This window comes from Salipiger pentaromativorans (genome assembly GCF_024721115.1).
Lineage (GTDB): Bacteria > Pseudomonadota > Alphaproteobacteria > Rhodobacterales > Rhodobacteraceae > Salipiger > Salipiger pentaromativorans.
In genome coordinates, this window is record NZ_JAMDHK010000002.1 from 314,415 (window position 1) to 327,088 (window position 12,674).

The following is a 12,674-nucleotide window of genomic DNA, read 5'->3' on the forward strand; positions in this document are numbered from 1 at the left end:
GCAGCGAGGCAGATATGGCGGATTTCACCTATGACGGGCCTGCGGAAACGCGGGCTCCGGCCGGGAACAAGGTTGCAAACATGGCCAACTGGGCCGGCGCGGCGGTGTCGCTGGCGCTGGTCGTTGGTGTGGGCGTCTGGGGCTACAAGCTGCTTGTGCGCGATGTGACCGGCATTCCGGTGGTGCAGGCGATGGAAGGGCCGATGCGGGTGGCGCCCGAGGATCCGGGCGGCACGCTGGCCGATCACCAGGGGCTGGCGGTGAACGATGTGGCGGGCACCGGCACCGCCGCGCCGGTGCCCGATACGCTGCTGCTTGCGCCCCAGGCCGCCGGGCTTTCCGACGAGGATGTGCCGCAGGGCGATCTGGCCGCCGTGGCGCGGCCCGCCGGGCGGCGCGCGCCCGCAGCGGCGCCCGGCGGCGCAACGCTGGCCGAACCGCAGCCCGAGGTGGCGCCCGCCCCCGGGCCGGAGATCGACTCGATTCAGGCGCTGGCCGACCAGATCGCCGCCGGCGCCGCGCCTCTGTCGGAACTGGCGCCGGGCGAGGATTCCGAGGTCATGACCGCGCTTGGCGCGGCGGATGCGGCCGATGAGGGCGCGCAAGAGACCGAAGAGGTCGCTGCCGCCCCGGCGCCGGCGGGCGCCCTCGTGCGCTCGCTGCGCCCGCAATTGCGGCCCGCGGCGCTGCCGACCCGGCCCGCGCCCGAGGCCACGCTGGCCGCCGCGCTGGAGGCCCATGCCGGCCCGCGCGAGATCGACCCGGCCTCGCTGCCCGCGGGCACCCGGCTGGCGCAGCTCGGGGCCTATGACAGCCCCGAGACCGCGCGCAAGGAATGGGATCGTTTCGCCGCCCGGTTCGGCGAGTTCATGGACGGCAAGGCGCGGGTGATCGAACGCGCCACCTCGGGCGGGCGGGTGTTCTACCGGCTCCGCGCCGAAGGCTTCGAGGACATCTCCGACGCGCGCCGGTTCTGCGCCGCCTTCGTCGCGGAAAACGCCGATTGCATCCCGGTGACCACACGGTGAGCGGGCGGTTCGGAGCGGCGATCCTTGCGCCCGAAGGGCTGCGCCTGACCGGCGCCGAACGCCGCTTCTTTGCTGATGCCAATCCGTTCGGCTTCATCCTCTTCGCGCGCAATCTCGAAACGCCCGAACAGATCCGCGCCCTCACCGCCGCGCTGCGCGACAGCGTGGGCCGCGAGGCGCCGATCTTCATCGACCAGGAGGGCGGGCGCGTCCAGCGCCTGCGCCCGCCGCTGGCCACGGACTGGCTGCCGCCGCTCGACGATGTGGCGCTGTTCGGTGAACAGGCGCCCCAGGCGATGCGGCTGCGCGCGCTGATCACCGCCGCCGAGCTGCGCGGCTACGGCATCGACGGCAATTGCGCCCCGATGCTCGATGTGGCGCGCCCCGAAACCCATGCTTTCCTGCGCAACCGCTGTTATGGCGACAGCGCCGAGCGGGTGGCCGAGATCGGCATCGCCGTGGCGCAGGGGCTCATGCAGGGCGGCGTGCTGCCGGTGATCAAGCACCTGCCGGGCCACGGGCTTGCCCGGCTCGATAGCCATCGCGACCTGCCGCGCATCTCGGCGCCGCGCGACGAGCTGGACAAGGTGGATTTCGAAGCCTTCCGCCCGTTCCACAGCCTGCCGCTGGGCATGACCGCGCATCTCGTCTTCGAGGGGCTTTGCGACCGTCCCGCCACCATCGACCCGGGCATGATCCGGCTGATCCGCGAGGAGATCGGCTTTTCCGGCTTCCTGATGACCGACGACATCTCGATGGAGGCGCTATCGGGCAGCGTTGCCGAGCGCGGCGCGGCGGCGCTGGCGGCAGGCTGCGACTGCGTGCTGCACTGCAACGGCGAGATGTCCGAGATGGTTGCGCTCATGCGCGCGGCAGGAGAGATGAGCGACGCGGCACAGGCCCGCGCCGAGGCGGCTCTGGCCGCCCGCGGACCCGCGCCGCAGGTTGACATCGCAGCGCTCAAGGCGGAACGTGAGGCGCTTCTGCCCGGGCGCCGCTGAATGACCGACGAGTTCGAGAGCAATATCGAGACGCTCAGCGTCGCCGAGCGCCTCGCCGCCGAGGCGCTCATCGTCGATGTGGACGGGTTCGAGGGCCCGCTCGACCTGTTGCTGACGCTGTCGCGCACGCAGAAGGTGGATCTGCGCAAGATCTCGGTGCTGCAACTGGCGCGGCAATATCTCGCCTTTGTCGAGCAGGCCAAGGCGCTGCGCATCGAGCTGGCCGCCGATTACCTGGTGATGGCCGCCTGGCTCGCCTATCTGAAATCCCGTCTGCTGCTGCCGCCCGATCCCACCGAAGAGGGCCCTTCGGGCGAGGAGCTGGCGGCGCATCTGGCCTTTCAGCTCGAACGGCTCCAGGCGATGCGCGACGCGGCGGCGCGGCTCATGGCACGCGACCGGCTGGGGCGCGATTTCTTCGCCCGCGGCCTGCCCGAAGGCGTGGAGCGGGTGCGAAAGGTGCAATACACCGCCACGCTTCTGGATCTCATGCAGGGCTATGCCCGCATCCGTACCCGCGACGAATTCCGCCCCTTCGTGATGGACCGGGACAGCGTCTACACGATGGAACAGGCGCTGGAGCGCATGCGCGGGCTCATCGGCTTTGCCGGGCAATGGACGGATATTTCCTCCTGGCTGCCCGATGGCTGGGACGGCGATCCGGTGAAATGGCGCTCGGCCACGGCGGCGACCTTTGCCGCCTCGCTGGAGCTGGTGAAGGAAGGCCATGCCGAGATCCGCCAGTCCGAGACCTTCGCCCCGATCCAGCTCCGCAAACGGGAGAAACGGCATGAGTGACGCCGAAGAGACCGGCGCCGGGACCGAGACGGCGCCGCGTGAATCGCTGTTCGAGGCGCCGCCCATCGGCGAGCAGGAGCGCATGGTCGAAGCGATCCTCTTCGCCTCCGCCGAGCCGGTGACGGTGCGCGAGCTCGAGGCGCGCATGCCGCATGGCTGCGATCCGGCCGAGGCGCTGGTCTATCTGCGCAAGCGTTACGAGGGGCGCGGGGTGCGGGTGGTGAAGGTGGGCGATGCCTGGGCGATCCGCACGGCGCCGGATCTGGGCTTTCTCATGCAGAAGGAAACCGTGGAGACGCGGAAGCTCAGCCGCGCCGCCATCGAAACCCTGGCGATCATCGCCTATCACCAGCCGGTGACGCGCGCCGAGATCGAGGAGATCCGTGGCGTGAGCGTGTCGCGCGGCACCGTCGATCAGCTTCTCGAGATGGAATGGATCCGGTTCGGACGGCGCAAGATGACCCCGGGGCGCCCGGTGACCTTTGTGGTGACGCAGGATTTCCTCGACCATTTCGGGCTGGAAAATGCCCGTGATCTTCCCGGGCTCAAGGAGCTGCGCGCGGCGGGGCTGCTCGACAACCGCCCGCCGCCGGGCATGGTGCCGCTGGCGGGCGATCCGGAGGAGGAGGGTGGCGAGGACGAGGCGCCCGGCCAAAGCGAACTCTTCGAGGATTGACCGCGCGGGCGCCGCGAAATCTCCGCATTTTGTACTATACTCTCATGCCATGGGCCGAAGGAGCGTAACCGGATGAATGCGAACCAGATTGTGACGATGGTGCTGCGCATGGTGATGCGCCGGCTGGTCAATCGCAGTGTGAATGCCGGGCTGAACAAGGCCCTCGGCCCGACCCATCGCGCCACGCGCGAGGAGATGAGCCAGGCGGAGCGGTCGCAGGACCAGAGCGCGCGCCAGGCCGGGCGCCGCGCCCGGCAGGCGGCGCGTATGGTGCGCCGCATGACCCGCTTCTGACGCCGGGCTTCTTAACGAAGAATCAATGCTCCGCTTCTAGGCTTCTCTGACATCGCACGCCGTTTCCGGCGTGCGATCGGGGGTGGTGAGGAGTGGAGACATGCAAGCACAGCGTCAATGGCCCAGCGTCTTTTCCCGGAGCTTTACAGCTCCGGTGGACCGGCACGGCACGCCGCGATTGCGCGGGCTCGTCTGGGTCCGCTGGGCCTGTCTGAGCCTCGTGGCGCTGCTCTGCATCGTCGCGATCGAAGGGCATGTCTACGCGATCCCGAATTTCTACGCGCCCGCCGGCGGCAGCGTGTTTTCGATCCCGACCATCGTCGCGACGGCGCTCGCCTTCTCGGCCATGCTGCTGCAACGCCCCTTGGGGCGACCCAGCCGAACCGAAACGGGGCTCTGGGCCCTGGTGATCGCGGTGTGTCTGGGCGCGCGCTATGCCCATGGCGCGGGGCTGTCGCTCGGCACGGGCGAGATGGGGGTGAACACGGCCGTTTCCTTCGTGCTGCTGGCGCTGGGGCATCTGAGCTTCGGGCGGTTGCAGACGACCTCCTTCGCACTGTCGCTGCTGGCGCTGCTGCCGCCCTTCGTTGCGCTGTTCGGCTATCTGAACTGGCATGCGGGGTTCTTCGGCGCGATGTCGCTCTCGACCAGCGTGATGCTGCTTGCGCTCGGCACGGCGGGCATGGCGCGCTTCGCGCGGCGCCCGCTGATGCGCGCGCTGGTCAGCCCCTCGCCGGTTGGCCGGGCCACGCGCTTCATGCTGCTGCTCTGGATCGGCTGGCTGCTGGGCGAGGCGCTGATCATGAAACTGGTGCCCGGGTCCTTGCGCTCGGTCACGCTGATGGCGTTGCTGATGATCTCGGCGATTTCCTGTCTCGGGGCCATTCTCTATCTCGGGATGAATGCCGAGGTGCGGCGCCTGCACCGGCGCGGCGACGACCGCTGCCTTGCCCGGGCGATGCGGCGCGATGCGCTGACCGGGCTGCACACGCCCGAGATGGCCGGACTCTACATGCGCGGTTTCGGACCGAAAAACGCGGTCGGGCTCATCATGCTGGGGCTCGACCATGCGGAAAAACTGAACGACCGTCACGGCGCGGGAACCACCGACCGGATCCTGCGGGTGCTCAGTGCGCGGGTTGCGGCGGCGCTTGGCCCCGACGAGGTGCTGGTGCGCTGGGGCGAGGGTGCGTTGTTGGCGCTGACCAACGGGCTGGGGCAAGAAGCGCTCGAGGCGCGGGCCGAGGCGTTGCGGGCGCTGGGAACCGGGCTGACGGGCGAGGGGGCCGAGAGCCTGCCCGCCTTTACCCTGTCCGCCGGAGCGGTGCGGGCACGGCGCGGCGATGTCACGCTGGAACCGGCGGCGCAACGCGCCGAGGCAGCCTTGCGCGAGGCCGAGCGCGCGGGCTGCAACCGCGTGGTGCTGACCGTGGCGGCGTGACCGCGCCCGCTGTGGTTCAGGCTGCGAGCGGCATCGTGCGGCTGGTGGCGAGGCGCCGCGGCGCTGCTCCGGCGATCGGGACGGTCAGCTCCGGAAGTGTTTCGACAGTTTCAGCCCCTGTCCCTGGTAGTTCGAGGCGATGCCGGCCCCGTAAAGCTGCGCGGGCAGCGCCTCCATACGCTCATAGACCAGCCGGCCGACCACCTGCCCGTGCTCGAGCACAAAGGGCGCCTCGTGGCAGCGCACCTCGAGCACCCCGCGCGAGCCGGTGCCGCCGGCGCCCGCATGGCCGAAGCCCGGGTCGAAGAAACCGGCGTAATGCACCCGGAACTCGCCGACCATGGCGATATAGGGCGCCATCTCGGCCGCATAGGCGGGTGGAATATGCACCGCCTCGCGGCTGACCAGAATATAGAAGGCGTCGGGATCGAGGATGAGCTGGCCCCGGTCGCTGTGCAGCGGGTCCCAGAACTCGGCGGGATCGTAATGGCCGATCTTGTCGAGGTCGATCACGCCGGTATGGGGCTTGGCGCGCCAGCCCACCAGCGTGCCGGTCTGCGGCCTCAGATCGACCGAAAAGCCCAGCCCCTGGCCGATCACCGCCGGCCCGCCGGTCACCAGCGTTTCGGCGGCGTGCAGCGCCGACAGCTCGGCATCGCTCAGCACCGATTGTCCGTGGCGAAACCGGATCTGGTTCAGCCGCATCCCGGTGCGGGCCAGAACCGAAAAGCTGCGCGGGCAGATCTCGGCGTAAAGCGGGCCGGCATAACCGTCGCTCACCCGGTCGAATTCGGTGCCGCCGTCGGTGATGGTACGGGTCAGAAGATCCAGCCGCCCGGTCGAGCTCTTGGCATTGGCGACGGCGGTCAGACCCTCGGGCAGCGCCAGCCGCTCCATCAGCGGCACCACATAGACGCAGCCCTTTTCCAGCACCGCGCCCCGGGTCAGATCGACCCGGTGCATTTCGAACTCCGCCAGCCGGTCGGCAACGCTGCGCCCGGCGCCCGCGAGAAAGGAAGCGCGCACGCGGATCGCCTCGGTCCCCAGCCTCAGGTCGAGGCTGGCGGGCTGGATCTGCCCCGGCGCCGGCGGCGCGGCGGGCAGGATCGCTCCGGAGGCGATCAGCGCCTCGATCTGCTGGCTGGCGAGCACCCCTGTCATGCCTGTCTCCTTCGCTTCGGATGTCCTTAACAAGCGGCGCAGCGGAAGGGGAGGCAAAAAACGCACATCCATCGCCCCGCAGGGCGGTGTCCCGAAGGACCGGTGGATGAGGGAAATTTGGTCGGGCTAGCAGGACTCGAACCTGCGACCTTCCGTCCCCCAGACGGACGCGCTACCAGGCTGCGCCATAGCCCGACTTGTGGAGCTGTGTCATAGCGGTTTTCGCGGCAGGGGCAACCCCCATTTGCACGAAAATCGGGCGCGCCCGGCGATCAGAGGCGGCGGCCCTTGCCATGCGTGTCGATCCATTGCCGCAGCGCGGCCAGATGCGGCGCCAGCGCCTGTGTCTGTGCCGGCGTGAGCCGTTCGATCCGCGCCAGATAGGCCAGCGCACCGGGGCGCGGCGGCGGCAGATCGTCAAGCGACGGCACGGGAGGGATCGGCGCGGGGACAGGCGCGGCCGCTGCTTCGGAACCCTCTGCGTCGAGAGGCTCGGGCGGCAGGTCCGGCCTCGGGTCAGGCTCCGGAGCGGGATCGGCGGGATCGGAAAGGGAGTCCGATTCGGGGGCGATCATAGCCTCGGGCTCGGGACCGGGCGCCGTTTCGGCGCCGCTTTCGGGCATGGCCGCGCGCTCGTCCAGCGAGAAGCTGAGGAAATCGGGCAGGGGCGCCTCTGCGGTCTCCGACGCCTCTTCCGGGGCGGCCTCGGTGCCGAAGAGATCGGGCTGGTGATCCGTCTCGGCAGGCGTCTCCTCTGGTGCCTCCGGGGCGGTCGCGGCCTCTTCGAGAGCGGTTATCTCCATTTCGGCAGGCTCCGGGGCCTGCCAGATGTCGGAGGTCTCCTCGGCATCGGGCGCGGGGGCCTCCGCCAGATCGAGGGCGATTTCCGGAGCGTCGGCGTCGGGCGCCAGCGTTTCGGCGGTTTCCGGTTCCAGGGTTTCCGGCAGGTCCGGCGACGCCTCGGCGATCGGCTCCGGCTCTGTCGGCGCTTCTCCGGCGAGCGGCTGCTCAGCGGGCTCGGTGCCGATGGGCGGGTTTGCCTCGATGGTTTCGGCGACCGGTTCGGGCGCCGGCTCGGGGCTTGGCTCGACCGGAGCGAAGGGCAGGATGGTGCCGCTTTCGGGCTCGGCCTCGGTATAGGGCGCGTCTTCGATGGGCTCGGGCATGTCGGCATCCGCGTCCAGCGGCAGCGGCGCGAGCCCGGCGACGTGTTTCACCCCCTGTTCGCGCAGCACCTTCTGCACGCCCTTGATGGTCAGCCCGTCATCGTGCAGCAGCTTCTTGATCCCGGCCAGAAGGCCGATGTCGCCGGGGCGGTAATACCGCCGCCCGCCGGCGCGCTTGACCGGCTTCACCTGAGTGAACTTGCTTTCCCAGAACCGCAGCACATGGGCGGGGGTGTCCAGCAGCTCCGCCACTTCGCTGATGGTGCGGAAGGCGTCGCGGGACTTGCTCATGGCGGATTATCCTTTGTTGCCGGCGGCGACACGCTCTTTCATCAGATGCGAGGGCCGGAAGGTCAGCACGCGGCGCGGCTGGATCGGCACCTCTTCGCCGGTCTTGGGGTTGCGCCCCACACGCGCCGCCTTGTCGCGCACCGAGAAGGTGCCGAAGGACGAAATCTTGACCTGTTCGCCACGCACCAGCGCGTCGGACATATGCTGAAGCACCGCTTCGACCAGCTCGGCGCTTTCGTTGCGCGACAGCCCGACCTCGCGGAACACCGCTTCGCTCAGATCCATGCGTGTGAGAGTCTTCTCGCTCATACCCGTCCCTCCCGGTTTGCAGGCAGCATAGGCGCGGGGGAATTTCCGAGTCAATATCAAGCACTTGCGACGGCGCATTCAGAGCGTGAAAACGCCGCGAAAAGGCGCTACCAGCGCACCACCACCGCGCCCCAGGCCAGACCGCCGCCAATGGCCTCGGTCACGACCAGATCGCCGGGCTTGATCTGGCCCTCGGCCTTGCCCACCGACAGCGCCATCGGGATCGAGGCGGCGGAAGTGTTGCCGTGGTCCTGCACCGTGACGATCACCTGGCTCATCGGCAGGCCCAGCTTTTTCGCGGTGCCCGCGATGATGCGGATATTGGCCTGATGCGGCACGATCCAGTCGATCTCGGAGGAATCGACGCCGGCCTTCTCCATCGCCGCCTCGGCGGTGGCGGCGAGCTTGGCGACCGCGTGGCGGAACACCTCCTTGCCCTCCATGCGCAGGTAGCCGATGGAATTGGTGCTGACGCCGCCGTCCACATAGAGCAGCTCGCGGTAACGCCCGTCGGAATGCAGATCGACCGAGAGCACGCCGCGGTCGTCCTTGGTGCCGTTGCCTTCGCCGGCCTCGAGGATCAGCGCGCCGGCGCCGTCGCCGAACAGCACGCAGGTGCCGCGGTCGGTCCAGTCCATGATGCGCGAGAAGGTCTCGGCGCCGATCACCATGATGCGTTTCGCCGCGCCCGAGACGATGAGCGCGTTGGCATTGGCCAGCGCATAGACGAAGCCGGCGCAGACCGCCTGCACGTCGAAGGCAAAGCCGTGTTCCATCCCGAGCCGCGCCTGCACCATGGTGGCGGCGGAGGGGAAGGTGAGATCCGGGGTCGAGGTGGCGACGATCAGCGCGTCGATGTCGGCCACGGTCAGCCCGGCATCGGCCAGGGCCGCCTGCGCGGCGCGGGTGGCCAGATCCGAGGTGGTTTCCCCCTCGGCGGCGAAATGCCGGCGTTCGATGCCGGATCGGGAGCGGATCCACTCGTCAGAGGTGTCCAGCGTCTTTTCGAACTCTGCATTGGGGACGATGCGCTCGGGCAGATAATGCCCGACCCCTGCCACCTGCGCCCGTATGGTCATGGATCCGTTCCGTCTTTCTTCTGCTCGGCGTCGCTTGCCGCGACAGTGTCTTCCGCGGCGCTTGCCGCCGAGGCGATGCGGGCGGCGAGCCGGTCGCCGAACCCTGATTGCGCCAGATCGTAGGCGAGTTCCACGGCGGCGGCCACACCGGTGGCATCGGCGGCGCCATGGGATTTCACCACGGTGCCGTTGAGGCCGAGGAAGACCCCGCCGTTCTTGCGCCGCGGGTCGATGCGCGCCTGAAGCCGCTTGAGCGAGGTCAGTGCCAGCAGCGCGGCGATGCGCGACAGCGGCGAATAGGCGAAGGCTTCGCGCAGGAACTGGCCGATCAGCGAGGCGGTGCCCTCGCCGGTCTTCAGCGCGATATTGCCGGTGAAGCCGTCGGTGACGATCACGTCGCAGCGGTCGCCGGGAATGTCGCCGCCCTCGGCAAAGCCGACGAATTCGTAATTGGCGGTCTCGGCATGGGCGGCGATCAGCTCATGCGCCTGCTTCAGCTCGGCGCGGCCCTTGTGCTCTTCCGTGCCCACGTTCAGCAAGCCGATGCGCGGGCGGTCGAGCGAGAGCCCGTTGCGGGCGTAGGAGGCGCCCATGAGCGCGTATTTCAGCAGATCCTGCGCGTCGGCGCGGATATCAGCACCGACGTCGAGCATGACGTTGAACCCCTGCGGGTTCTTCGACGGCCAGAGCACCGCGATGGCGGGGCGGTTGACGCCCGGCAGCTTGCGCAGCCGCACCATCGACAGCAGCATCAGCGCGCCGGTATTGCCGCAGGAGACTGCCACGGTGGCCTCGCCGTTGCGCACCGAATCGAGCGTGGACCACATCGAGGTGTCCTGCCCGTTGCGCATGACATGGCTGGGCTTGTCCTCCATCGAGACAACGCCCTGCGCGTCGCGAATCTCGCAACGGTCCGAAAGGCGGCGTTTCTTCTGGACCAGCGGTTCGAGCTGCGCGGCGGGGCCGTGCAGCAGGAAACGCGCGCCACGGTTGCGGCGCGCAAAAATATCGAGGCCGGCAACGATGGTTGCCGGGCCGCGATCGCCGCCCATGGCGTCGATGGAAAGGACCAGAGGCCCGTTTGCCGACCGGTTATCCTGTGCGGAGGAACTCATGCGGCGCCCGGGCCTTCAGGACATTCAGGCTGCGTCTTCGTCCAGCTCGATCTCGTCGGCCATGGCGACGACTTCGCGCTCAGCGTAATGGCCGCAGGAGGGGCAGACGTGGTGCGGGCGCTTGAGCTCGCCGCAGTTGTCGCATTCGTTGGGGTTGCCGGCAACGAGAGCGTCATGCGCCCGGCGGTTGTTGCGGCGCGATTTGGATACTTTGTTCTGTTGGACGGCCATGTCTCAACCTCGATCTTTCGCGTAAGGGGGCATCTGTTTGCCCGGTTCCGTTCGGGCGTGCCCGGCCTCATAGTCGCAAGGCGGTGGCCGTGGCAACCCGGAATCCCGATGAAGGCGCGAAAATAGGTATTTATTGCAAAACCGCAAGCGCTATTTCGCCGCGCGGACGCTAGCCCGCGCCGTTTTCGCCGCCGTCCCCGCCATCGCCCAGCTTGTCGCGCAGCCCGGCCAGCGCCGCAAACGGGTTGGGGCGTGCCTCTTCGGCCTCGGGCGAGGCCTCCTCGGCCATGTCCGCAGCCGCCGCGGCACCCGCCTCGCTATGGGGATAAAGCGGCAGCGCCAGAGACAGCGCCTCGGAGAGCACCGCACCGAGGTCGATCACCTCGGGCAGCGGTTCCGCGTCCTCCTCGGGCGTCTCGGTTTCCGAGCCTTCCGCCGGCGCGGCGATTCCCTCGGCAGGGCGCCAGAGCCGCTCCACCGGTTCGTCGATGCGCGTGGTCACCGGCGCCAGCGTCACCACGCAGGGCTGGGTCACCGTGGCGCCCAGCATGCCCTCGAGCCGCCAGGACCCGCGCCCCTCGGGGCGAATCTCTCCCGACAGCCGCAGCTTGCGCAGCGACAGCAGCCCCAGCGCGTCCGCCAGCGCCGCGCGCGCCGTCTCGTCGGGGCGCAGATCGAACGCTGTCGGCGTGTTGTTGCGCAGCGCCGCCACGCGCAGTCTTTCCGTCGCAGAGTCGGATCTGCTCATCGGCCCGCCTTTCCTTTGCTTGAACGGCTTGGCTTGGTTATGTAATCCGGGATAGAAACCCGCAAGGGCCAAGACAAAGGGGCAGGGGCGCAGTCAATGGCAATACCCGGACGACACGCGATTGCGGCACTGGTGGCCGTGCTTGGGCTGACCGCCTGCACGGCGCAATATCGCACGCATGGCTATGCCCCCACCGAGGACGAGCTGCAGCAGATCGTGCCCGGGGTCGATACCCGCGGCACCGTCGAGGATGTGGTCGGCGTGCCGACCACCTCGGGGGTGCTGAACGAGGGCGGGTTCTACTACATCGAAACCGAGATGCGGCAATTCGCCTGGAAGGCGCCCGAGGTGGTGGACCGCGAGGTTTTGGCGATTACCTTCGACGATGCCGGCGTGGTGGATAATATCGTGCGCTACGGGCTCGAAGACGGTCAGGTGGTGCCGCTGTCGCGCCGCATCACCCGGACCAGCGATGGCGAGATGAGCTTTATCCGCAAGCTCTTCGGCAATATCGGCAGCCTGTCGCTTACCGATTTCATGGAACAGTAGGACCGCGACCATGGACCCCCGGCACAGCATCGACGCCGCGGGGGAGGGGCCGGATGTCTTGCTGCAACGCGGGCGCCACCGCGTGCGTCTGGCGCGCGACGGCGCCGATCTGGCGGCGGCGCAGGCGCTGCGCGGGCTGGCATTTTTCGGCCCTGGCGGCCCCAGCGACGTGGATTCCTTCGACCCGCTTTGCCGCCATGTGCTGGTCGAGGACACGCGCGAGGGGCTGACGATGGCCTGCTTCCGCTATCTCTGGCTCGACAGCGGTGCGCAGATCGGTGGCAGCTATTCCGGACAATATTACGATCTCTCGCGCCTTGCGGCCTTCGACAGCCCGATGCTGGAACTGGGGCGGTTCTGCATCCGTCCGGGCCGCAGCGATCCGGACATCCTGCGGCTGGCCTGGGGTGCGATCACCGGTCTGGTGGATTCGGGCGGCGCGGGGCTGCTGTTCGGCTGCGCGAGCTTTCACGGCACCGACCCGGCGCGCTATGACGCGGCCTTTGCCCATCTGCGCGCCCGCCACGCCGCGCCCGAGCGCTGGCGGGTGGGCGAAAAGGCGCCGGAGCGGGTGCGCTTTCCGGCCGAGGGGGCGGATGCGCGGGCGGCGATGAAACTGATTCCCCCGCTGCTGCGCACCTATCTGGGCATGGGCGGCTGGGTCAGCGACCACGCGGTGGTGGACCGCGAGATGGGCACGCTGCATGTCTTCACCGGCGTCGAGGTGGCGGCGATTCCCCCGGCGCGCGCGCGGGCGCTGCGGGCGATCGCGGTCTGAGATTTGGGC

At 69.0% G+C, this 12,674-nt stretch carries 15 protein-coding genes and 1 tRNA gene; 8 read left to right on the plus strand and 8 right to left on the minus strand.

Annotated elements, in window-relative coordinates:
• Window positions 1-14: 14 nt before the first annotated feature.
• The 6 genes from M4578_RS04670 (at window position 15) to M4578_RS04695 (ending at window position 5,238) form a co-directional block, all read left to right on the plus strand.
• Complete coding sequence (locus tag M4578_RS04670; RefSeq protein WP_420854795.1) at window positions 15-1,028, plus strand: SPOR domain-containing protein; 1,014 nt, start codon at window positions 15-17, stop codon at window positions 1,026-1,028.
• Window positions 1,004-2,029 carry a glycoside hydrolase family 3 N-terminal domain-containing protein gene (locus M4578_RS04675; protein WP_274705548.1) on the plus strand — a complete coding sequence of 342 codons (1,026 nt, stop codon included), beginning with the start codon at window positions 1,004-1,006 and terminating at the stop codon, window positions 2,027-2,029. Before M4578_RS04670 ends, M4578_RS04675 begins: the two co-directional genes overlap by 25 nt.
• Window positions 2,030-2,827: a segregation and condensation protein A gene (locus M4578_RS04680; protein ID WP_258092279.1), complete on the plus strand. Its 798-nt coding sequence runs from the start codon at window positions 2,030-2,032 to the stop codon at window positions 2,825-2,827.
• The gene (gene scpB, locus M4578_RS04685) at window positions 2,820-3,503 is read left to right on the plus strand and encodes an SMC-Scp complex subunit ScpB (protein WP_258092280.1); all 684 of its coding nucleotides are present in this window, start codon (window positions 2,820-2,822) and stop codon (window positions 3,501-3,503) included. The genes M4578_RS04680 and scpB overlap by 8 nt, the downstream gene beginning before the upstream one ends.
• 72 nt (window positions 3,504-3,575) lie before the next feature.
• Window positions 3,576-3,797, plus strand: a complete 222-nt coding sequence (locus M4578_RS04690; protein WP_258092281.1) for a hypothetical protein — start codon at window positions 3,576-3,578, stop codon at window positions 3,795-3,797.
• Window positions 3,798-3,897: 100 nt separating this feature from the next.
• The gene (locus M4578_RS04695; RefSeq protein ID WP_258092282.1) at window positions 3,898-5,238 is read left to right on the plus strand and encodes a GGDEF domain-containing protein; all 1,341 of its coding nucleotides are present in this window, start codon (window positions 3,898-3,900) and stop codon (window positions 5,236-5,238) included.
• An 84-nt stretch (window positions 5,239-5,322) separates the two neighbouring features.
• Here M4578_RS04695 and M4578_RS04700 read toward each other — a convergent pair whose 3' ends face one another.
• From M4578_RS04700 to M4578_RS04735, 8 genes are all read right to left on the minus strand, one after another.
• The gene (locus M4578_RS04700; RefSeq protein WP_258092283.1) at window positions 5,323-6,399 is read right to left on the minus strand and encodes a 2'-deoxycytidine 5'-triphosphate deaminase; all 1,077 of its coding nucleotides are present in this window, start codon (window positions 6,397-6,399) and stop codon (window positions 5,323-5,325) included.
• A gap of 118 nt (window positions 6,400-6,517) precedes the next feature.
• A tRNA-Pro gene (locus M4578_RS04705) sits at window positions 6,518-6,594 on the minus strand.
• A gap of 77 nt (window positions 6,595-6,671) precedes the next feature.
• Window positions 6,672-7,856 carry a MerR family transcriptional regulator gene (locus M4578_RS04710; RefSeq protein WP_258092284.1) on the minus strand — a complete coding sequence of 395 codons (1,185 nt, stop codon included), beginning with the start codon at window positions 7,854-7,856 and terminating at the stop codon, window positions 6,672-6,674.
• 6 nt (window positions 7,857-7,862) lie between these two features.
• Window positions 7,863-8,165 carry an integration host factor subunit alpha gene (gene ihfA / locus M4578_RS04715; protein WP_258092285.1) on the minus strand — a complete coding sequence of 101 codons (303 nt, stop codon included), beginning with the start codon at window positions 8,163-8,165 and terminating at the stop codon, window positions 7,863-7,865.
• 107 nt (window positions 8,166-8,272) lie between these two features.
• On the minus strand, window positions 8,273-9,244 hold the full coding sequence (locus tag M4578_RS04720) for a beta-ketoacyl-ACP synthase III (RefSeq protein ID WP_258092286.1): 972 nt from the start codon (window positions 9,242-9,244) through the stop codon (window positions 8,273-8,275).
• Window positions 9,241-10,359 (minus strand): phosphate acyltransferase PlsX, encoded by a 1,119-nt coding sequence (gene plsX, locus M4578_RS04725; RefSeq protein WP_258092287.1) that lies wholly within the window; start codon window positions 10,357-10,359, stop codon window positions 9,241-9,243. Before plsX ends, M4578_RS04720 begins: the two co-directional genes overlap by 4 nt.
• 24 nt (window positions 10,360-10,383) lie before the next feature.
• A complete protein-coding gene (gene rpmF, locus M4578_RS04730; protein ID WP_258092288.1) occupies window positions 10,384-10,590 on the minus strand; it encodes a 50S ribosomal protein L32 in 207 nt (68 codons plus the stop codon).
• A 169-nt stretch (window positions 10,591-10,759) separates the two neighbouring features.
• On the minus strand, window positions 10,760-11,338 hold the full coding sequence (locus M4578_RS04735; protein WP_258092289.1) for a YceD family protein: 579 nt from the start codon (window positions 11,336-11,338) through the stop codon (window positions 10,760-10,762).
• 96 nt (window positions 11,339-11,434) lie between these two features.
• On the opposite strand from M4578_RS04735, the gene M4578_RS04740 reads away from it, so the two are divergent.
• Window positions 11,435-11,887 carry an outer membrane protein assembly factor BamE gene (locus M4578_RS04740; protein ID WP_258092290.1) on the plus strand — a complete coding sequence of 151 codons (453 nt, stop codon included), beginning with the start codon at window positions 11,435-11,437 and terminating at the stop codon, window positions 11,885-11,887.
• Between the two features lie 10 nt (window positions 11,888-11,897).
• Entirely contained in the window at window positions 11,898-12,665 is a 768-nt protein-coding gene (locus tag M4578_RS04745; protein WP_258092291.1) for a GNAT family N-acetyltransferase, read from the plus strand.
• Window positions 12,666-12,674: the final 9 nt, after the last annotated feature.

Coding starts and splice junctions, on each gene's coding strand:
- M4578_RS04670 (WP_420854795.1), top strand. CDS start 15: ATGGCGGATTTCACCTATGACGGGCCTGCGGAAACGCGGGCTCCGGCC.
- M4578_RS04680 (WP_258092279.1), top strand. CDS start 2,030: ATGACCGACGAGTTCGAGAGCAATATCGAGACGCTCAGCGTCGCCGAG.
- scpB (WP_258092280.1), top strand. CDS start 2,820: ATGAGTGACGCCGAAGAGACCGGCGCCGGGACCGAGACGGCGCCGCGT.
- M4578_RS04690 (WP_258092281.1), top strand. CDS start 3,576: ATGAATGCGAACCAGATTGTGACGATGGTGCTGCGCATGGTGATGCGC.
- M4578_RS04695 (WP_258092282.1), top strand. CDS start 3,898: ATGCAAGCACAGCGTCAATGGCCCAGCGTCTTTTCCCGGAGCTTTACA.
- M4578_RS04700 (WP_258092283.1), bottom strand. CDS start 6,399: ATGACAGGGGTGCTCGCCAGCCAGCAGATCGAGGCGCTGATCGCCTCC.
- M4578_RS04710 (WP_258092284.1), bottom strand. CDS start 7,856: ATGAGCAAGTCCCGCGACGCCTTCCGCACCATCAGCGAAGTGGCGGAG.
- ihfA (WP_258092285.1), bottom strand. CDS start 8,165: ATGAGCGAGAAGACTCTCACACGCATGGATCTGAGCGAAGCGGTGTTC.
- M4578_RS04720 (WP_258092286.1), bottom strand. CDS start 9,244: ATGACCATACGGGCGCAGGTGGCAGGGGTCGGGCATTATCTGCCCGAG.
- plsX (WP_258092287.1), bottom strand. CDS start 10,359: ATGAGTTCCTCCGCACAGGATAACCGGTCGGCAAACGGGCCTCTGGTC.
- rpmF (WP_258092288.1), bottom strand. CDS start 10,590: ATGGCCGTCCAACAGAACAAAGTATCCAAATCGCGCCGCAACAACCGC.
- M4578_RS04735 (WP_258092289.1), bottom strand. CDS start 11,338: ATGAGCAGATCCGACTCTGCGACGGAAAGACTGCGCGTGGCGGCGCTG.
- M4578_RS04740 (WP_258092290.1), top strand. CDS start 11,435: ATGGCAATACCCGGACGACACGCGATTGCGGCACTGGTGGCCGTGCTT.
- M4578_RS04745 (WP_258092291.1), top strand. CDS start 11,898: ATGGACCCCCGGCACAGCATCGACGCCGCGGGGGAGGGGCCGGATGTC.